General features: G+C 41.6%; 14 protein-coding genes. 9 read left to right on the forward strand and 5 right to left on the reverse strand.

The window, feature by feature from the left end; all coding sequences use genetic code 11:
• Positions 1–19: 19 nt before the first annotated feature.
• Positions 20–1,252 carry a cysteine desulfurase-like protein gene (locus tag GJB62_RS12745; RefSeq protein WP_114084651.1) on the reverse strand — a complete coding sequence of 411 codons (1,233 nt, stop codon included), beginning with the start codon at positions 1,250–1,252 and terminating at the stop codon, positions 20–22.
• Between the two features lie 300 nt (positions 1,253–1,552).
• On the opposite strand from GJB62_RS12745, the gene GJB62_RS12750 reads away from it, so the two are divergent.
• Entirely contained in the window at positions 1,553–1,786 is a 234-nt protein-coding gene (locus GJB62_RS12750) for a DUF4327 family protein (protein WP_114084653.1), read from the forward strand.
• A 529-nt stretch (positions 1,787–2,315) separates the two neighbouring features.
• Here the strand turns inward: GJB62_RS12750 and GJB62_RS12755 are convergent.
• Positions 2,316–2,567 carry a hypothetical protein gene (locus tag GJB62_RS12755; RefSeq protein ID WP_114084654.1) on the reverse strand — a complete coding sequence of 84 codons (252 nt, stop codon included), beginning with the start codon at positions 2,565–2,567 and terminating at the stop codon, positions 2,316–2,318.
• Positions 2,568–3,514: 947 nt separating this feature from the next.
• On the opposite strand from GJB62_RS12755, the gene GJB62_RS12760 reads away from it, so the two are divergent.
• Entirely contained in the window at positions 3,515–7,402 is a 3,888-nt protein-coding gene (locus GJB62_RS12760; protein WP_114084655.1) for a PAS domain S-box protein, read from the forward strand.
• A gap of 248 nt (positions 7,403–7,650) precedes the next feature.
• Positions 7,651–8,034 (forward strand): sulfur transferase domain-containing protein, encoded by a 384-nt coding sequence (locus GJB62_RS12765; protein ID WP_114084656.1) that lies wholly within the window; start codon positions 7,651–7,653, stop codon positions 8,032–8,034.
• Between the two features lie 310 nt (positions 8,035–8,344).
• On the opposite strand, the gene GJB62_RS12770 is transcribed toward GJB62_RS12765, so the two are convergent.
• Complete coding sequence (locus GJB62_RS12770; RefSeq protein WP_114084657.1) at positions 8,345–8,662, reverse strand: HetP family heterocyst commitment protein; 318 nt, start codon at positions 8,660–8,662, stop codon at positions 8,345–8,347.
• Positions 8,663–9,366: 704 nt separating this feature from the next.
• Between GJB62_RS12770 and GJB62_RS12775 the strand changes: the two genes are divergently transcribed.
• From GJB62_RS12775 to GJB62_RS12790, 4 genes are all read left to right on the forward strand, one after another.
• Entirely contained in the window at positions 9,367–11,784 is a 2,418-nt protein-coding gene (locus GJB62_RS12775) for a sucrose synthase (RefSeq protein ID WP_114084658.1), read from the forward strand.
• 346 nt (positions 11,785–12,130) lie between these two features.
• Positions 12,131–15,169, forward strand: coding sequence for a beta-phosphoglucomutase (pgmB, locus tag GJB62_RS12780; RefSeq protein WP_114084659.1), 3,039 nt, complete (start codon positions 12,131–12,133; stop codon positions 15,167–15,169).
• A 129-nt stretch (positions 15,170–15,298) separates the two neighbouring features.
• Positions 15,299–16,648 carry a PAS domain-containing sensor histidine kinase gene (locus tag GJB62_RS12785; protein WP_114084660.1) on the forward strand — a complete coding sequence of 450 codons (1,350 nt, stop codon included), beginning with the start codon at positions 15,299–15,301 and terminating at the stop codon, positions 16,646–16,648.
• Between the two features lie 353 nt (positions 16,649–17,001).
• Positions 17,002–17,439 carry an Rrf2 family transcriptional regulator gene (locus GJB62_RS12790; RefSeq protein WP_012411254.1) on the forward strand — a complete coding sequence of 146 codons (438 nt, stop codon included), beginning with the start codon at positions 17,002–17,004 and terminating at the stop codon, positions 17,437–17,439.
• Positions 17,440–17,861: 422 nt separating this feature from the next.
• Here GJB62_RS12790 and GJB62_RS37010 read toward each other — a convergent pair whose 3' ends face one another.
• Positions 17,862–18,590: a transposase gene (locus GJB62_RS37010; protein ID WP_209271445.1), complete on the reverse strand. Its 729-nt coding sequence runs from the start codon at positions 18,588–18,590 to the stop codon at positions 17,862–17,864.
• Positions 18,587–19,075: a hypothetical protein gene (locus tag GJB62_RS37015; protein ID WP_209271446.1), complete on the reverse strand. Its 489-nt coding sequence runs from the start codon at positions 19,073–19,075 to the stop codon at positions 18,587–18,589. Before GJB62_RS37015 ends, GJB62_RS37010 begins: the two co-directional genes overlap by 4 nt.
• Positions 19,076–19,378: 303 nt before the next feature.
• On the opposite strand from GJB62_RS37015, the gene GJB62_RS12800 reads away from it, so the two are divergent.
• Entirely contained in the window at positions 19,379–19,771 is a 393-nt protein-coding gene (locus GJB62_RS12800; protein WP_114084502.1) for a pentapeptide repeat-containing protein, read from the forward strand.
• 137 nt (positions 19,772–19,908) lie between these two features.
• Positions 19,909–20,397, forward strand: a complete 489-nt coding sequence (locus GJB62_RS12805; protein ID WP_114084505.1) for a DUF2243 domain-containing protein — start codon at positions 19,909–19,911, stop codon at positions 20,395–20,397.
• Positions 20,398–20,540 lie beyond the last annotated feature (143 nt).

Genomic DNA, 20,540 nt, shown 5'->3' on the forward strand with positions numbered 1-20,540 from the left:
TCTTCCCCATTCCCCAATTTTAAAATAATTGCTCAAAAGCCTCAATCAAGCTGTTAACTTCCTCAAGGGTGTTGTAATGTACCATACTCACCCGCACTATTCCACCTTGTGAGGCTAACCCCAAGTATTCAATAAGCCGTTTAGCGTAAAAGTCTCCGTAGCGAATCCCAATATGATGTTGGTCAATTTTTGGCGGAATGGTTGAGCTATTCATTCCATCTACTACAAAAGATATAGTCGGTACACGGCATTGACGGTCAGCATTTGGTTGGCCAATTACTCGGACATTAGGCTTGCTGTTGAGGTAGCTTAGAAGGCGATCGCTAAGTTCTTCTTCATGTATGCTAATTAAATCAAATGCTTGCACCATCTGACTTCTCAAATCAGGTGCAGTTTTATCGCCGTAGTGCAGTTGTGCTAATTCACTTAAATAATCACATAAGCCTAACATTCCATAACTTAATTCAAAATTGACATTCCCTAACTGAAATTTATAAGGTATATCTGTCTGTTGAATAAAATAATGATTAAGTCCAGGCAATCTTAATAAATGTTCTTCTTTGCCATAAAGTAAGGCATGATGTGGCCCGTAGACTTTATAACAACTCAAAGCATAAAAATCAACATCCAAATCTTGCACATCAACTAATCTATGGGGTGCATAAGCTACACCATCTACACAAATCATCGCGTTGCGATCGTGTACAAATGTAGCAATTTCTTTGATTGGGTTAATAGTTCCCAGAACATTAGAAGCATGAGTCAAAGTTATTAATTTGGTGCGCTGACTCATCAATTGTTCTAAATCTGCTAAATGAAGTTCTAAGGTATCTGGGCGAATTTGCCATACTTTAACCTTAATTCCTTGTTTTTCCAAAGCCACCCAAGCACCAATATTGGCTTCATGGTCACAATTAGTAACAATAATCTCATCACCAGATGTAAAGGTTTGACCTAGACAAATGGAGAGAACTTTCAACATCATTGTCGTAGATGGGCCCATCACTACTTCTTTAGAAGAATTGGCATTAATCAAAGTAGCCATTCCCCTAGTTGCTAAAGCTAATCTTTCTCCCGCAAGTTGAGAAACCGCATAAGAAGCTCCCAACTGGACATCGGAACTTAGGAGAAATTCGCTAATTCTATCTACTACTTTTTTTAGAGTTTGTGAACCGCCAGCATTATCAAAAAAAGTCCATTCACTAGCTAGTGCAGGAAAATATTGACGAACTTTATCAAGATTCAAAAGCATAGTATAAGTTTTGTAGAGAATGTTATTTACCCTAACCTACCTTTTGGTAAGTCGCCCAAAGAGTATCTACATCTGCTATTTACAGCTTCTTATATTAGCGTTATTGCTCTGCAAAAATCTCTCTTGGGGGGGTATACTGGGAAACTCAAAGAGTATCTTACTGAGATATCTCACTTCCAGCAAGAGTTAATGTCTTGATTCTTCACAATTCTCGCTAATTTATTTGATAAGTTTAAGGTAGAGTCAAAGAAACCATTGTTTTGATTCTTAATTCCTTGATTGAAAATAAAGGAACGACCTATGAACACTACGGTTAAATACGACATCGAAGTTATCAAGGAAGAAGCACTTCAACTTGTTAGAAAGAGACTTGTTAACCGTCAGCAGCCGATTTATACCCTGTGTAAATATATTCCTCATCGTGACTGGGTTAATTTTGAACTTGAGTTAGAAAAAAACGAATTTCTACTCAGAGATAGAATTATCGACCTACTCAATCATGAATCTTGGGAAGATGATACAGGCTGCATCTAGAAGCAGTGCCCCATAGCAGTATCCCGATAAAATCAAAATTAAAAATTCATTTTTCATGCATTTAAAACCCTCGAATTAAGTCGGGGGTTTTAAACAAGATAGGACTTACACAAAACTACATATTGTAGGAGCAATACCCTGCGGGAAGCCGCTTTGCGTCTACATGAATTGCCCCTACCAGAGAATCAGGGTTTTGACTATTGTTTGCGTAAGTCCTAGAAGAGATTATTGAAGTCAACAATAAATCTTAATGAGCGGGTTAGGTGCTGGAGAATAGCAGAGAACCAGTGCTAGCGTTATTACGAATTACGAATTGTTAATGGCTGACTAGAGGCAAGGCATCTATTAGCCATTCCTATGTAGAGGCGATAAATGAGATAACAATCGAAAATCAAGCTTTTTTAGACTTGATATTTCTAGCCGTGTCAGTTAATACCTCAAGGTTGAACTATAGCCTTACACTTTATGACAATTACTTGCCAAATTATTGAGAGCTAAATGATACTAAAAAAATCACATTAAGTTGAGATTAGGCAGATAAATCTTGTAGCCCTATCCATTCTTTGATAGGTTGCCATTGGCTTGCGTAAACAGTATTATTTCTACATTTTTCTTTTTGAGGCTTCCTAGGTATTTTCCCTATAACAGCTTCGGTGAATAAACTGGATTCATTCAGGTTATAAACTGGCATTTCTTGCCAGCAGTGGCGACAAAACCAGTAACTATCTGCACCGCGTATATGTTCTAAAAGTAAGCTTGAACAGCAAGGACAGTAATTCATATTTTTCTCAAACCTGTTAATAAAAGTGTTATTGCAAATCAGAGTAGTCAGTTGACAAGCACGTAGATATTTAAAACAACTTGTTTATATTTTGACTATAGTTTAAAAAAATGAGTAACTTGTGAGGAAATTTAAGATACTTAATATTTTTGCAATATTTATACATACTTTTTAAGTAATAACTTTAGGCTATTGAGAAATTCTCTAATTATCTATAAATATGGGACTTAAGAGCAGCCTTACTGGTGGCGTGCAACTCGCTATGATTGATTGACATCCTCACCTCCGTGTTCGCCCTTGGCGTTCCCGTTCGCGCAGCGTCTCCGTCAGGAGAAGGGTACGCACGGTGATTCTGGAGTAATGAGTAATGAGTAATAAGTAATAAGTAATGAGTAAATACCCATTTTTTATCCACTCATTACTCATTACTCCTTACTCATTACTTTAAAGCCGTGCTGGATGGTTACTGAGCGTAGCCGAAGTAAACACGGGGTTTTAAACCCATTTTTCTGATAAAAATGTCAAACCCTTTTCCTTTAAGGCTTCTGTCTCTTGAAAGTGTGGCTGGAGCCTTATCAATAAAAGCCAAAAGTACAAATGTTCGGGAGCAAAGTTTTAATCTTTACACTCTTCAATTAATTTCAAAGATTTCATACTCATAAGACTACCAAGACCATCAATTAGGGTAATCTCTTGAGATAGATGATCTGCTATCTCTAATTTGACAATAGAATGAGTTTAGCAATTCTAAAATTCTATCTACTTCCTGCTTTAGTTACTAACTTGTATCGTATCGCCTGTGTTAGGTCTTGTAAGGTTTACAGCGCAAATAGTTGATTTATTAGCAATTGCAGCAGAATAATTATTGATTTTCAACAATTTACTTACTTTAGCTTTTATTATTTCGTACTGATATCAAAAAGATCATTAGAATTGACGAATTAACTATGCGATTCAACGATCCTCTGATTAACATACCTAGCTTAAATAATGTTATTAATCGTTCTCCCTTAACGATTAGCATTGATAGTTTTGTAGTCGAAGCTATTGCCTTAATGAGTCAAGAAATAGCTAGCAATTATGCACCTATTAGTTTAAATTCATTAGATTTAGGCTTTAGAACTCAACCACTAACTAGTTGCATCTTCGTTTTGGAGGCAGGAAGATTATTAGGTATTTTTACAGGAAAGGATGTAATCAAACTTATAGCTTCTGGAGTAGACTTATCCACGCTAACAATGGCTGAAGTGATGACGCAGCCAGTAGTTACCCTTAGACAATCAGATTCTAATGATATTTTCATTGCCTTGTCATTATTGCGTCAGCATCAGACTGACTATTTGCCCGTTTTGGACGATCGCGGGCAATTACTAGGAATCATTACCCAGACTAGCCTGCTACAAGCATTTGACTTGGTAAAAATGGTTGGGGTCGTTGAAGGCTTGCAAGAATATTTACAAAAACCCACAGATGAATTCAGGCGGGTTAATCAGCCAATTGAGATAGAGCAAGTCCGCAGCCAAACTCAAAATCACTTAAAAGCATGGGTTGAGTCCCAATCGGCTGAAATCATGCAAGTGAATCAGGAACTTCAGCTAGCTCTCGAAGAACTCCAAGTAGTGGAAGAAGAACTACGCGAACAAAACGAAGAGTTGTCTCTTGCCCGTGAGCTAGTAGAATTGGAGCGCCAACGTTACCAGGATTTGTTTGAATTTGCTCCAGATGGTTATTTGGTAACTGATGTAGCAGGGATTATCCAAGAGGCTAATCGAGCGGCAGCAACCATGCTGGCTGTCCGGCAAAAATATTTGCGAAACAAACCATTAATTTTATTTATTGCTCATCAAGACCATCAGGCTTTTAACGCCCGACTAAATAATTCGCAGCAGTTACAGGAGTGGGAAGTTTCCCTAAAACCGCGCGGAGGCAAAGCTTTTCCGGCTAGCATTAGAGTTGCTGCCATGTACGATTCACAAGGGTATCTTGTTGGCTGGCGCTGGTTACTTTGCGATATTAGCGAACGTCAACAGACAAAGGAAGCACTGCGCCAAGCTTACGATGAATTAGAACAACGAGTAGCGGAACGGACAGCAGAACTTGCCATGTCCAACGTTTTGTTGCAACAAGAAATTAGCGATCGCCAACGCGCAGAACTTGCATTACGGCAAAGCGAAAACCTCTATCGCCAACTAGTGGAAAGTCAACTTGACGTAATTATCCGCATTGATTTGCAGGGGCAGATTACCTTCGCTAACATGGCTGCCTGTCAAACCTTTGGCTGGAAACAAGATGAGTATCATGGTCAGTCATTTTGGCAATTTTTTCACCCAGATGACTTGCCTCAAGTGATGGATAATATCACAGCTTTAGGATCTTCATCCCAACCCTTGACTAATTCTGAGCGACTGATATTTACAGTTAAAGGTATTCGTTGGTTTCAATGGAATGCGATCGCAATTCATAATGACAAAGGGGAAGTTGTTGAAATTCAAGGGGTAGGCAGAGATATTACCGAACAGCAAGCCGCGTTACAGCAACGCCAACTTGCCGAAGCTGCACTACACCAAAGTGAGGAAAAATTTCGCACTTTTGCCGAAAATACCCACGCAGTCATCTGGATTGCCAGCCCAGATTCATTCCGAACTTTGTACGTTAGTCCTGCCTATGAAAAAATTTGGGGTCGCTCTTGCCAAAGTCTATTGGAGCAACCTGAGTCCTGGATAGATAACGTTCATCCAGACGATCGCGATTGCTTAACTATTGCAGCAAAGCAACAGCTTATTAGTGAGTTGGTTTCAATAGAATATCGAATTTTGCGACCTGATGGATCGATGCGCTGGATCTGGGATCGGGGCTTTGCTATCTATGATGACCAAGGAAAAGTTCCATACTATGGTGGTATCGCCGAAGATATCACCGAGCGTAAATTGGCAGAAGAGTCATTGCGAGAAAGTGAAGCGCGATTGAGTTTAGCTACCGAAGCAGCCCACATGGGCATCTGGGATCGGAACCTGATCACCAATACTTGTATTTGGTCTGCCAATATGGGGCCACTTTATGGTCTACCGAGCAACACCTTGTGTCCAAGCCTTGAAGATTATTTCAATTTAATCCATCCAGAAGACCGGGAATCTGTGGCTGTGAATATAGCTCGGATGATTGCGGAAGGACAGGGATCTATAGAGTATCGGATTATCTGGCCCGACGGCAGCCTACACTGGTTAAACTGTAAAGGTCAGACTTACTATAACGAAATTGGTCAACCGATTCGGATGATCGGCACAAATAGGGATGTCACTGAGCGCAAGCTGGCGGAACAAAAAATTTCCGAACAAGCCGCTCTACTTGATATCGCCACCGATGCCATATTAGTTAGAGATTTCCAATCTCAAATATTAGTTTGGAATAAAGGTGCAGAGCGGATGTATGGTTGGCTCTCTACAGAGGTTATAGGAAAAGACCTCCGGAAAATTTTGTACCCAGCAGGAACCCAGCATCAACTGGAAGTACCGCTAAAAAGTGTAATTGAGAGTGGCTCGTGGCAAGGTGAGTTATCTAAAGTGACAAAATCCGGTAAAGAAATTGTTGTGCAAAGCCGATGGACATTGATGCGCGATCCTGAAGGAAAACCTAAATCTATCCTGAGTGTTGACACTGACATCACCGAAAAGAAACAACTTGAAGAACAGTTCTTTCGCGCTCAACGATTGGAGAGTATTGGTATCCTTGCAGGTGGTATTGCCCACGATTTAAACAATATATTGACACCAATTTTGGCAGCAGCCCAATTGATCCAAGGAAAATTTTTCCAAGACGAAGAGCGGTCTGAACAACTGCTAGCACTTGTAGAAAGCAACGCCCAACGTGGAGCAGCTTTAGTGAAGCAAGTCTTGTCATTTGCGCGAGGATTTAAAGGAGAGCGGATAATTATCCAAGTTAAGTATCTGATTTCAGAAATTATCCAAATCGTTAAAGAAACATTTCCCAAATCTATTGAATTGTCCACGATTATCCCAGAAGACACTTGGGCTATCACTGGGGACATCACACAGCTGCATCAAGTGTTGATGAATCTGGTAGTAAATGCCCGCGATGCTTTACCAGATGGTGGCAAGATCACAATTTCTGTAGAAAATAAGTTTATTGATGAAGCTTATACCAGAATGAATCTCGATGCCCAAGTTGGGCATTACATTATGATTACCGTTGCCGATAATGGAGTTGGGATACCACCAGAAATATTAGATAGAATTTTTGAGCCATTTTTCACTACAAAAGAAGTCAACACAGGTACAGGACTCGGACTTTCAACAGTGTTAGGCATCATTAAAAGCCATGCCGGTTTTATCAAAGTGTCTACCAATGTTGGTAAAGGCAGCAAATTTAACCTGTTTTTACCAGCAGTGGAAGCAACTGAAGCGTTCAAGATAGAAGACCTGGATGTCCTTCCAGGAGAGGGAGAATTGATCTTAGTTGTAGACGATGAAGCACAAATTAGAGAAATTGCTGCAATCATTTTAGAAAACTATAACTATAGGATACTAGCTGCCAGCAATGGCATAGAAGCGATCGCACTCTATGCCCAATACAAGCATCAAATCAATGCCGTGTTGATGGATATAATGATGCCGGAGATGGACGGAATCACCGCTATTCGCACCCTGCAAAAAATGAACAACCAGGTTAAAATTATTGCCTGTAGCGGACTGAACTCGATGGAAATATTTGCTCAAGCTTCTGATGCTAATATGAAAGCAGTTTTATCAAAACCCTATACGGCCAGAGAATTATTGAAAAGTTTACACAACTTATTTAGAGGCAGTGCTGAGTTATGAGCTATGAGTAGGTATTGTGTATTGGTAAGAATTAATTCCCAATGCAATACTGCTCGGTTAAGAATTTTTAACTCGGAATTGGGTTTGGGGAAAAGGTTAAAGGTTTTTTCTTTCCCCTTTCCCCTTTCCCCTTTTCCCCTTAACCGACAAGTATTGATTCCCAATGCCCTATCCCTCACAAGTTCCTCAAATTGTTTTCTTAAATTTAGAGGGTGGCCAAGATTGATAAAATGGGATAAATGTAGCTAATGAATATTGTTAGGAAGATTAACGATCAGTTAGCGATCGCTGGACAAATTACACTAGACCAGCTCAAACAAATAGCTGATGAGGGTTATAAGTCTGTACTGAACTTACGTTTACCCGATGAAACAGGCTTGTTAGCTGACGAACATAAGAAGACTGAGTTTTTGGGATTATACTACGTTAACTTCCCAACCAAAACTGAAGACATTAATCATCAAAGTATGCTCCAGATATATCAAACGATCGCGGAATTACCCAAACCGACTCTGATACATTGTGATAATTCAATTCGTTCCGCCGCAATAGTATTGTTGTATATCGCTATTAAACAGGGCATAACTTTTGAAAAAGCCCTGCAAAAAGTTATTACTTTAGGCTTGATATAATTATAAATTAAATTTATTTTTAATATAAAGAATTCAGGATTAAGAATTAATAATTAATTCGGTGCAAAAACCCCCACATCGCTAGCGCTACACTATCAGTTATGGATCGGAATTCTCTATTCTCTTGATTCCTATAGCGGTTCTCGAATGGAAGCAATACAGTTTGACCTCTCTCTTTTTAGGCTACGGTGTACACACAAGTCTTCTAGAGTTGCGCCACAGGCTTTTGATCCCCCCAACCCCCCTTAAAAAGGCCACAAGTCAAATTACCCCCTCAATCCCCCCGATAGATTGGGGGGAAGCCGGAAATCTAGTTCCCTCGCCTTTCCAAGGGGAGGGTTAGGGTGGGGTAAAAACCACTAGAGCTAGTCACAGAAGATTTGATATTTGCTTGGCTCTGATTTTTTGTAGATGTAGACGAATTTGAAACCTGGCTATTATCTTTAATTAAACGGCTGTAAGTTCGTTGGGGAATGAAGTGGAGTGGATTGTAACCAACGAAACGCAAAATTAGTACACAAGCCCAGGAATATCGACCATCACTAATAGCTTCCATAACTTGCTCTAATTGTTCTGGACTAATGGCTTTGTGAAAATTTTTCCCAGAAGAAGAAATGTGGTAGTTCATAGCTAACCTGATGTAAGTTATCTAAATCGAGGTGTATCAGTTTATGCCACCATAAGCTGCTGCTTGAATTGGGCTGAGTAGTATGTCTGCAATACAACGACGACGGATGATAATTTTAGCAGTGACTGTTTTACCAGCCTTTAATCTGCTTACACATTTGGTTTGATTATGCTAAAACTTGCTGGATTTAACTTATTTATGGAGTAATTTTCTACTAGCGATCGCTCAAATTTGGCTGTATTGCTTGACCGAGAATAGTGTTTTATGCCTGATTGAGAACTAACTACTATACATAGAATAATCTGTCTTTGCTGTTACTCTGGCCAAATTGGCAGTTTTTTGAATTGGGCATTGGGTATGGGATCAAACAAAAGCTCTTCTCTGCTCACAAATGACAAATGACTAACTCCGGATTTCTCACGCATAGTGTAGGCAGGGGAGTGTGCGGGGTCAGATTTCTTCCCCATCCTCCCACACCTCCCACACCTCCCACACCTCCCACGCTCCTGGATTTCTCACTTGTGAGAAATCCAGGTAACTCCCTCATCCCATAGATTTGAAGTCCTCGCAAGGTTTCATCCCATAGCTAGACGCGCGTGGTCTTCATAGTTACCTACTATTAGGTGGGAAATGTACCTCACGGAACCGGAGACTGGAAAAAAGAATGAGGTCGTGGACTAGCTAAAGTTTTGGAATTCGTCATCATGTATGAACTAGTTCAAGCTGTCTTCAACGGTGATGAAAAAACTGCTCTACATCAGTTAATTTATACGTTGAGTGCTTCAGGTAAGCGTTACTTACTAAGAAATGAGATTTTGCAAGCTTTTGCCGATTACTGTCATGAATCCCAAAAGCCAGCGTATTTTTACTACTCTTCTTCTATTGGCAAACTGATACAGTACACTCACGAAATAATTATCGAAGAGGAAAGTATTTGGTTTGTGATTCGACCCACGATTGCTAACCAGGAAGTTTGGCGATTGACAGCCAATTTGGATAGCTTCGAGCAGATGACGCAACAAGCGCTATTAGATGTAAGAGATCGCCTAGTCAACCGCTACCAACCCGGTATCCTCGAAATTGACCTCCACCCCTTTTACGAGGATTCTCCAAGAATTGACGACCCCAGAAATATTGGTCAAGGTTTAGCCTACCTTAACCGTTACCTGTGCAATCAATTGTTGGCTGACCCCGAATATTGGGTAGAAATGTTGTTTAAAGCATTACAGGGGCTACAACATGATGGAATTCGGCTGCTGTTGAGCGATCGCATTCCCTCCGGTATTCATTTAGCCAAACAAATTAAGCTAGCGCTCAAATTGCTGAATGAGCGATCGCCTGATGAACCTTATGAAAAATTCCGCTTAGACCTCCAAGAACTCGGCTTTGAGCCAGGTTGGGGTAACACTGCGGCGCGAGTCTCCGAAACCCTAGAACTCCTCGACCGACTCATTTACTCTCCAGAACCGGGCATATTAGAAGCATTTGTCGCCCGCGTCCCCGCCGTTTTTCGCGTCGTCCTCATTTCCATCCACGGTTGGGTTGGACAGGAAGATGTTTTAGGAAGAGATGAAACACTTAGTCAAGTTATTTACGTCCTCGAACAAGCTCGCAGCTTAGAAAACGAACTGCGCGAACAAATCAAACTCGCTGGACTAGACCAGCTAGGTATCAAACCCCATGTAATTATTCTCACCCGACTAATTCCTAACTGTGAGGGGACATTTTGCTACCTGCCCCTAGAAAAAGTCGAAGATACTGAAAATGCTTGGATATTGCGCGTTCCTTTTGGTGAATTCAATCCAGAAATTACTAACAATTGGATTTCTAAATTTGACATTTGGCCTTATTTAGAACAATTTGCTTTAGATGCAGAAAAAGAATTACTAACTCAATTCAAAGGTAAACCTAATCTTCTTGTTGGCAATTACAGCGACGGTAACTTAGTGGCTTCTCTTTTATCTCGCCGGATGAAAGTTACCCAGTGCAATATTGCCCATTCTTTAGAAAAGCCTAAATATCTATTTAGTAATTTATATTGGCAAGATTTAGAAAATCAATACCACTTTTCGGCACAATTCACTGCTGATTTAATTAGCATGAATGCAGCCGACTTCATCATCACATCCTCCTATCAAGAAATTGTCGGCACACCAGACACCATAGGTCAATACGAATCGTATAAATGCTTTACTATGCCGCAGTTGTATCACGTAGTTGATGGAATTGATTTGTTTAGTCCCAAATTCAACTTAGTACCACCGGGAGTAAATGAAAGTATTTTCTTTCCTTATAGCCAGAAAGAAAACCGAGATTCTAACCTTTGTATAGAAATTCACGACCTACTCTTTACCCGCGAAGATCCTCAAATATTAGGTCATTTAGATAGCCCTAATAAGCGACCAATCTTTTCCGTTAGTTCCATCAGTTCAATCAAAAACCTTGCGGGATTAGCTGAGTGCTTTGGTCAAAGTCAGAGGTTGCAAGAGCATTGCAACTTGATACTCTTGAGTAGTAAACTGCATCCTGATGAAGCTACAAACCCAGAAGAAGCAGAAGAAATCCAAAAACTCCACAATATTATTGATGAATATCATCTCCATAGTAAGATTCGCTGGCTGGGGATGCGTATTCCTAGCAGCAACCTTGGCGAAGCCTACCGAGTAGTTGCAGATTGTCAGGGAATTTCTGTCCACTTTGCCCGCTTTGAATCCTTTGGACGGAGCATTTTGGAAGCGATGATTTCTGGCTTGCCAACTTTTGCTACTCAATTTGGCGGTTCTTTAGAAATTATCGAAAACCAAGAGGAGGAATTTAATGTTAATCCTACAGATTTAGGAGAAACAGCAAAGAAAATTTTAGATTTTATTGAACAATGCAATACTCATCCTGAACATTGGTACGAAGTTTCAGAGTGGATGAGTCAGCGAGTTCATAACCGATACAATTGGCATTTACATAGTAATCAATTACTACTACTGGCAAAAATGTTTACTTTTTGGAACTTTGTTGCGCCAGAAAATAACGAAGCCAGAGATCGCTATATGGAAACATTATTCCATCTCATTTATAAACCTAGAGCCGAAAAGATTTTAGAAAAGCATACGGGGGCTAAGTCGTAATTCGTAATTATGACTAGATGGAGATTTTGAGTCTATAAGGAGGTGTTATACCAATTTTTTATGAAGCTACATAGAATTCGATCCCCCCTAGCCCACGCCAGTCGCTCCACTTGGGGAGACCCCAAGACCGCGCTGGCTCCCCTTAATAAGGGGGGAACCGGAAAACATCTATCAAAGTCCCCCTTTTTAAGGGGGATTTAGGGGGATCAAGATATGTGCAACTTCACATTAAATTGGTATTAGAACTTGAAGCATTAAGCTCAAAGACTTATTCATCAACCTTTGAATCAAATTTCCCAATTTCCAATTTCCAATTCCCTACTCCCTACTCCCCACTCCCCACTTTATGCAAACAAAAGACCATTCTCGCCATTTTATTTACACAGACTGGATATTAATCGAAACCCAGTTTGACCCTGAACAATTGCAATCAAAAGAAACCGTCTTTACAATCGGCAATGGATACTTGGGAACAAGAGGTAGTTTTGAGGAAGGGTATCCTCATTCATTACCAGCTACTTTTATCAACGGTGTCTACGATGATGTACCGGTGGTGTACACGGAACTGGTAAATTGCCCTGACTGGCTACCCTTGATAGTAATTGTGAATGGCGATCGCTTCCGTCTCGATCAAGGTGAGATATTGAGCTACGATCGCCAACTCGATCTCCGTCAGGGATTAGTCATCCGGGCTTTGCGTTGGCGTTCTCCTAGTGGAAACACCATAGACATCAGCTTTGAACGCTTTGCCAGTCTTGCAGATCCGCACGTGTTGGCGCTACGCTGCCATTTAACGCCAATAGATTTTGATGGGTTAATCGAAATTCAAGCTAGTATCAACGGCTATCCCGAAAATCAGGGTTTCAATCACTGGGAAGGACTAGATCAGGGCAAAACTGACCAAGGAATCTGGTTGCAACGCCGCACCCGCCACTCCCGAATTGAACTCGGAATGGCTGCTAAGGTGACAATATTAGGTGCTGAAGCATCTTTGCAAGTCAATACTGCACCTGGTTATCCAACCTTAAGCAGTAACTTCTTGGCCAAGGCGCAACAGGTCGTAACAGTAGAAAAATTAGTGACAATTTTTACCTCGCAGGAGATTGATACCCCAGTCTCAGCCGCTCAAGAAAAACTCGCACAGCTGCCAGACTACGCAACACTACAAAAAGCCAATCAGCAGGCATGGGATGAGGTTTGGCAGCAAAGTGACATCTTGATTGAGGGGGATAGCACAGCTACTTTTGCTGTTCGCTACAATCTGTTTCAGCTGCTGATTGCTGGCGCACGCAATGATGATCGGGTGAGCATTCCTGCTAAAACCCTTTCGGGGTTTGGCTATCGCGGTCATATATTTTGGGATACAGAAATTTTTATGCTGCCTCTATTTATATTTACCCAGCCAGCGATCGCTCGAAACTTACTTACTTACCGTTGGCACACCTTAGCAGGAGCTAGACGCAAAGCGGCCCATTACGGCTATAAAGGGGCAATGTTTGCCTGGGAAAGTGCTGATACTGGAGATGAAGTAACACCACGTTGGGCACTCGGAAATGATTTTTATGGTGAAGACGTGCGGATTTGGTGTCGCGATCGCGAAATTCATATCAATGCAGATATCCCCTACGCCGCTTGGAATTACTGGCAAACCACTGGTGATGATGAGTGGATGCAAAAGTGCGGCGCAGAGATCATCTTAGATACCGCTATCTTCTGGGCCAGTCGGGTAGAATTCAATCCTGAGCGTCAACAGTATGAAATTCGCGGCGTGATCGGAGTGGATGAATACCATGAACTCGTTCACAATAATGCCTTTACAAACCGGATGACACAATGGCATTTAGAGAAAGCGATCGCAGTCTATGATTGGTTGGTTCAAAAATTCCCCGAACGAGCCAGAGAATTAGAAGAAAAACTACAACTCACCGTTCAAGAGCGATCGCACTGGCAAGATATTATCAACAAAATATTGTTTCTCTATGACCCATCAACAGAACTCATTGAGCAGTGTGAGGGGTTTTTCCAATTAGAAGATATAAATTTAGCAGACTACGAACCACGCGATCGCTCTATGCAACCGATCTTGGGTGTTGAGAAAATCAACAAATATCAAGTAATCAAACAACCAGATATATTGATGCTTCTTTATTTAATGCGAGAATCAGCAGATTTTCCCTACAGCGAAAAAGCATTGCAGGCAAACTGGGATTACTACGCACCCCGTACCGATATTACTTATGGTTCCTCCCTTGGCCCAGCAGTTCACGCCATCTTAGCTTCCGATTTGGGCAAATCAACTGAAGCTTACGAAGTGTTTCTGCACGCATTAATGGTGGATCTTGAAGATAACCGAGGTAACACCAGCGATGGAATTCATGGTGCTAGTGCTGGTGGCATTTGGCAAGCTGTAATTTTTGGATTCGGTGGCATCCAAATCACCGAAAATGGCCCAGTAGCTAACCCCCATCTGCCTGATGGCTGGACGCGCCTGAAGTTTAAACTGCATTGGGGCAATAAATGGCACGATTTCGATCTCCGCAAAGGACAAATCCCCCAAGATATAACTCGTCAACTAGAATATCTCCAACTTTCCCTATCCCCAAATCCCACAAATGAGGCAGGGGGCAGGGGGCAGGGGGCAGAAGGCAAGAGTGATTCTTCTTTATCTGTCTCATCTTCCCCAATCCCGAATTCCCAGTCCCCCAACATCCAAGGATTCATTTTCGATTTAGATGGTGTGCTGACAGATACAGCAGAACTTCATTATCTAGCTTGGAAGAAGTTAGCAGATGAAGAGGGGATACCGTTTAATCGGCAGGATAACGAAGCGCTGCGGGGTGTATCTCGTCGTGCTTCCCTCATGCTGATTCTTGGGGATAGACCTTATTCGGAAGCACAAATCCAAGAGATGATGGAGCGGAAGAATCGCTACTATGTAGAATTGATTCAAAATATGACATCCAAGGATTTGTTACCAGGTGCGATCGCCTTTTTGGATGAACTGCGACAAGCTGGGATTAAAATCGGCATTGGTTCAGCCAGCAAAAATGCCCGCACAGTAATCGAGCGATTGGGCATTGCTGATAAAGTAGATGCGATCGCAGACGGTTATAGTGTACAGCAACCCAAACCAGCACCCGATCTATTTTTGTACTCAGCCAAACAGCTAGGACTTGAACCAGCACAATCTGTAGTTGTAGAAGATGCCGCAGCAGGCATTGAAGCGGCTCTAGCTGCTGGAATGTGGGCAGTAGGACTTGGCCCCGTTGAACGAGTTGGAGCCGCTCATGTTGTCTTACCCAGCCTAGAAGGTATCAAATGGGCAGATTTAAGAGCCAGATTGAGTGACATTGCCAGACAAAAACATTCAGGGACTTCCAAATAAAATTTATGAAGTGTGATGCGTATGCGTAAAATCCCTTGCGTTTAGACCAGGAGATATAAAGCTAAGATCGTCCAAGAAGGGAATCTAAAATAAAACTCAACTTTAGATATCCAAATTAGGAGTAAGAGCGTGAATTTGGACGATTTAGCCTTACAGATAGAGCTTATGCGTAAGCGCGTCGCCCTTTTGCAACGCCAGAGTGAACAGCAAAAAGCACAGGAAGATATTGAATTCATCACAGATGTATTCAAGGAACTCTACCTAGCTTTGGAAGAAATGCAAATAGCTAATGAAGACTTACAGCAACAGAATGAAGAATTATTTAACGCTCAACAGTCTTTGATAGCACAAGGTCAACGCTACCAAGAATTGTTTGAGGAAGTACCAGATGCCTATTTGGTAACTGATCCAAGAGGAGTAATTCAGGAAGCTAATTCTGCCGCCCAGAATATGTTGAACATCTCAAAGAATTTCCTGTTGGGCAAACCTTTAGGAATTTTTGTGCTTGAGAAAGAACTGATTGCTTTTCATTTGAAACTGACTCATCTGAGCGATCGCGCCGAAACTCCAGACTGGAAAATGCAAGAGTGGGAAGCAAATATGCGGCCACGTAACAAAACACCCATTGTTGCTGCGATGAAGGTGGCTGCTATCCGTAATCAACAAGGTAACTTAGTTGGTCTGCGTTGGCTATTGCGCGATATTAGCGAAAGCAAGCGCATTCAAGCCAAGCTGCAATGGGCAGAAGAGGCGATGCGACTAGCGCTTGCCAAAGAAAGAGAGTTTAGTGAACTTACATCCCGATTGCTCACCACCGCCTCTCATGAATTTCGCAACCCTTTGGCTACCATCCACTCTTCGGCAGAACTACTAGAACATTATCGCCATCTATGGAGCGACGAGCGCCAACAGATTCACCTACGTCGCATTCAAACATCTGTTATGCATATAACCCAGTTGCTGGATGATGTACTGGTGCTGAATCAGGATGAAACAGGCAAGTTAGAGTTTAATCCAACACCCCTAAATTTGGTCGAATTTTGCCGCGATCTATTAGAAGAATTAGAACAGAGCGATCGCTCCCAACACGCGATCGTTTTTAGCAGTGAGTGCCAATGTACCTCAGCTAACCTAGACGCTAAACTACTGCGACAAATCTTGAGTAATTTATTCTCGAATTGTCTAAAATACTCTCCCATTGGTAGCACAGTTAAGTTTTCTGTAACCACTGCCAACGAGCGAGCTATATTCCAGACTCAAGACTCTGGTATTGGCATTCCTCCTGCTGACATTGAACACATATTTGAACCCTTCCATCGCGCCAGTAATACAGGCAATATCCCAGGAATGGGATTAGGGATGTCCATCGTCAAGCAGGCTGTAGATTTACATGGCGGCGAGATTATTGTCGAAAGTGCGATCGATGCAGGAACTACCTTTACAGTCATCCTGCCATTTTCGAGAAATTTGTATGTATAGTCGCTTGTACTAGTGCTTCTTTTTATTTCTTATTAGTTGGCGATTGAATGTTCTTGCCTTCCAATGGATGCATAGACCCCCAATTTCAGGCTAACAAACTCTGACAACATTGGGTTTCAAGCTAGATATACGAAGCTTTTGAACCACTTTCAACCGAGGAAGACCGTACAATAATTAATCACTTTTATTTATTGAATTCAAAACAAAAAGTAATTGCTTCTATACTAAAAGGTATTTAAAGTAAAGTTAGCCGGTCAACAATTAGTTGATTGTAAAGTTTTTCTTAACAATAGCTTAGGGAAACAAACTCAAGGACTTTGTATATTTAAGTGTGAGTTTCAAATATTACGCCTGTGGTAATCTCTAACAAATCAGAATACGCACTTCTAGCCCTGTTAGAGTTAGCAACCTGCTACCCTAAGGGTGAAGCGCTGCAAATTCGAGAAATAGCGGTCTTACAAGATATACCAAACCGCTATTTGGAACAACTTCTGGCAACATTAAGACGTGGAGGTTTAATTAAAAGTATACGCGGAGCCAAAGGTGGCTATGTTTTGGCACGAGACCCTGGAAAGATTACAGTGTTAGATGCTTTTAGCTGCATGGAGGGGTCAGATATTGTTGTATCTGATTCTGAGCCGACTCCCAACACGGTAGAAGGTGAGCTAATTCAAGAAGTCTGGCAGGAAGCACGTCAAGCTGCTAACTCCGTTTTGGAAAAATATACACTCCAAGACCTTTGTGAACGAAGATCGCTAAGAAAGCAGAAGGAACTCATGTATTACATTTAGAAAGGGTGAAGTGGGAAAATTTTCATCAGAAATTTGGGTCTGAAACCCCGCCCTTTTACGAACTGGAGGGCGGCTTTACATAAATCTAGTAAGCAATAACTAATCCCGTTAAACGTCGGATTAGGCTATTCAACGCTTATGTTGTCCAAATTGGTTTGGTCAATCCTCGTCCCTTTCAGGGCGAGGTAGTTGAACCTTTATCTTGAATTCATAGTCATTTCCGCTTTGACCATATTTAGCCTTTTTTTAGCCTACGGTGTAGCTTGATGAGGCTTTGCTCGTTCCCATACACCGTATGGGAATGTATTCATTGAGGCTCTGGCTAAATGTATCACTAAATCAGAGCCTGTAATCTGCTATTTCTATACAGACAAAGTATAGCTTTGGCAAAGTTAGGGACTTGCAATAAAATAAGATACCAATCAAACTGGGACAATCGTGATATCCCATTTGGGTAATGTTTCAGAACGTTGCCAGAAAGGTTGATATTGTTCTAACTCTTGTGAAAGAACCTTAATTCCTTTTTCATAGGTGGTTTCAACCAGATGTACAATGGGTGCAATACCTTTCCAAGTCATATTAGAAGCCCAATGTAGTGCGGTTTCAACAGAATCTAAAATCGCGCCATTCCAATAGTTTTCTAAAGTAGCCCAACACCGTTCTATCGGATTGTACTTGCTATGGTAGGGAGGATAGTAAATCAGTCGGATTCTTAAATTAATCGCATCAGACAGTTCAACCATGCGTTTGATAAATTGTGTGCGGTCACTGCGAGTCGCCGCACCGCCATCGAGATCAATCACCCATTCATCAAGCTCAAGGTAATTGTGTTGATTCTCATGCCACCAAGCGGTTAAACAATCGACAATAAAATCACTAGTTTCAGCCGACTGACCGAAGTAAATTGATAGCTGCTGGCTGTGTGTGTTGAGAATACCAAATGGAACTAAGACTTCTTGCCACTGTGTATCGTGGTCATCAGCGGCTTTTGCCTCCAGTGTCCGGGCTTTACCACCTCTAGAAAGGTTCCCAATCTTCACTTTGGCTTTAGTATCAATAGACACTCTCAACGATTTGTGATTCTCATCTGATGCCTGATTCTCCCGGAACACATTCTCAAATATGGCATCTGTTTGGGGAATCTTTTTCAAGGGCTTGGTTTTTTGTGTTTTTTTAGGCGATACCCCAAGCCATTAAGAATCGTCCCTAGGGTTTGGCGAGACGGTAATTCGCTCTGGTCGTATCCCTTTTCACCTAACAATGCCTCTCTTACTGCTCTGGCACTAATGCGCGCATACAGAAAAGTTGATTGAAATTTTGGGTCGGTTTGAGCTTTAGCATCTACCAATGAACGAATATCCGATTCTAAATTGGGCAGAATCTCAATACTCTTGTGTCTTCCTCTTGCCTGATAGTTATCTACACAGACTATCCCCGTCCGCCGTTCATCCAAGCCAAGTTGTACACTCTGGCGATTCCACCCCAACACTGTTTCTGCTTTGCGGGCTGAACTATCGAAGTAATCTTCGGTGACTTTTGCCATGAAGTCTCTTTTGCGACTGCCAGTTAGTTTTTTGGCTGCATCTTTAAAGGTAGATTTGATGGTGTCAGTCAGCATGACTTGAGGGATTTTCATTCTAGAGATTTAGTGGGGGTTAGTAGATCCGCGCTTCCTAAATATTCTAGAATGGCTGGTACTTTATTTTTTCGCAAGTCCCTTACCTTTCGTGGGTTTAGTAAATAATAATACGGACACAATATAAAATATTTCTTACAAAAAATACAGTCGAAAGAAGAAAATTTTGAGTAACTAGTCAGTTGAACCACACCTCAAGCAAGATAGTTTTGAAAAATTTGCTATCTCAATTGTCTAGTTAGACGTTTTTTGTGATGTAATCCTTATTAATATTAATAACCAGACAACATGTGAGGCTGTTATATGCCTGAAGTTAATTCTCAACAGCCCATAAATACTGCCGCTACTCTTGTGGAGAGTTATGCAGCAGGAAAACGGGACTTTAGTAAAGCAGAACTGGGTGATGCCGATTTGCAAGGCATTAACTTGAAAGGATGTGACCTGAGTTATGCTGACTTGAGTGAAGCTAACCTAAGTGGCGCTAATCTCAGGGGAACCGACCTGAGTTTCGCCGATCTCGAACAAGCTAATCTGAGGGATGCCGATCTTAGGGGAGCATTGTTGATGTCAGCGAATCTCCGCCAAGCCGATCTCAAAGGAGTAAAGCTAGAAAAAGCAGACTACGATCGCAGCACCCATTTTCCCCAAGATTTCGACCCAGTGAAAGCTGGTATGCAAATAAAAGTTGAAGATTAATTTAACAATATAACCAGTTCAAAAGAGAAGAATATTGCCCTCCTACCTCCTTCAATGACCCTACTTGCCTCAAGATAGAAGATATTTTTGCTAAAAGAGTTGTATTTTGGTGAAAAAGCCTATCTATGAGGTTGACAATGGAGGCAAAAAGTGGAACCATCAACCGACGCGCACCATTAATTACTGCTGGGATTTTTCTTGGTGTGGGTCTTGGGGGGTTTATTGATGGAATTTTACTGCATCAGATCCTCCAGTGGCATCACATGCTTAGTAGCATTCGACCTCTGACAAACAGAGCGAATATCGATTTGAACATGGTGTGGGATGGGTTCTTTCATACCTTAGATTGGGTATTCACGGCCACTGGACTTGTGTTACTATGGCGTGCTGGCCGGCGTGATGATGTTCCTTGGTCATCACAGACCTTTATTGGATCAATACTGATTGGTAGTGGGTTGTTCGACTTGGTTGAAGGTTTAATTGACCACCAAATTCTCGGTGTTCATCATGTGAAACCAGGCCCAAATGAGTTAGCTTGGGATCTAGGATTTTTGGCATTCGGTGTGCTACTTGTTGTTATCGGCTGGATAATGATAAAAAAGGAGTCATTAGTCAAGAGTCATTAGTAATTAGTCATTAGTCATTGGGCATTGGGCATTAGTCATTGGGCATTGGGCATAGGTTAATAATCATAGTTCTTCTCCCCCTGCCTCCTCTGCTCCCCCTGCCTCCCACACCTCCCACACCTCCCCTGCTCCCCCTGCCTCCC

This window comes from Nostoc sp. ATCC 53789 (assembly GCF_009873495.1).
In the GTDB taxonomy this organism is placed as follows: Bacteria; Cyanobacteriota; Cyanobacteriia; order Cyanobacteriales; family Nostocaceae; genus Nostoc; species Nostoc muscorum_A.

What these genes read in the sequence shown, in the direction of transcription:
- GJB62_RS12775 (WP_114084658.1), top strand. Translation starts at nt 9,367, where the DNA reads ATGTATGAACTAGTTCAAGCTGTCTTCAACGGTGATGAAAAAACTGCT.
- GJB62_RS12750 (WP_114084653.1), top strand. Translation starts at nt 1,553, where the DNA reads ATGAACACTACGGTTAAATACGACATCGAAGTTATCAAGGAAGAAGCA.
- GJB62_RS12760 (WP_114084655.1), top strand. Translation starts at nt 3,515, where the DNA reads ATGCGATTCAACGATCCTCTGATTAACATACCTAGCTTAAATAATGTT.
- GJB62_RS12745 (WP_114084651.1), bottom strand. Translation starts at nt 1,252, where the DNA reads ATGCTTTTGAATCTTGATAAAGTTCGTCAATATTTTCCTGCACTAGCT.
- GJB62_RS12770 (WP_114084657.1), bottom strand. Translation starts at nt 8,662, where the DNA reads ATGAACTACCACATTTCTTCTTCTGGGAAAAATTTTCACAAAGCCATT.
- GJB62_RS37015 (WP_209271446.1), bottom strand. Translation starts at nt 19,075, where the DNA reads ATGAAAATCCCTCAAGTCATGCTGACTGACACCATCAAATCTACCTTT.
- GJB62_RS12805 (WP_114084505.1), top strand. Translation starts at nt 19,909, where the DNA reads ATGGAGGCAAAAAGTGGAACCATCAACCGACGCGCACCATTAATTACT.
- pgmB (WP_114084659.1), top strand. Translation starts at nt 12,131, where the DNA reads ATGCAAACAAAAGACCATTCTCGCCATTTTATTTACACAGACTGGATA.
- GJB62_RS12800 (WP_114084502.1), top strand. Translation starts at nt 19,379, where the DNA reads ATGCCTGAAGTTAATTCTCAACAGCCCATAAATACTGCCGCTACTCTT.
- GJB62_RS12765 (WP_114084656.1), top strand. Translation starts at nt 7,651, where the DNA reads ATGAATATTGTTAGGAAGATTAACGATCAGTTAGCGATCGCTGGACAA.
- GJB62_RS12755 (WP_114084654.1), bottom strand. Translation starts at nt 2,567, where the DNA reads ATGAATTACTGTCCTTGCTGTTCAAGCTTACTTTTAGAACATATACGC.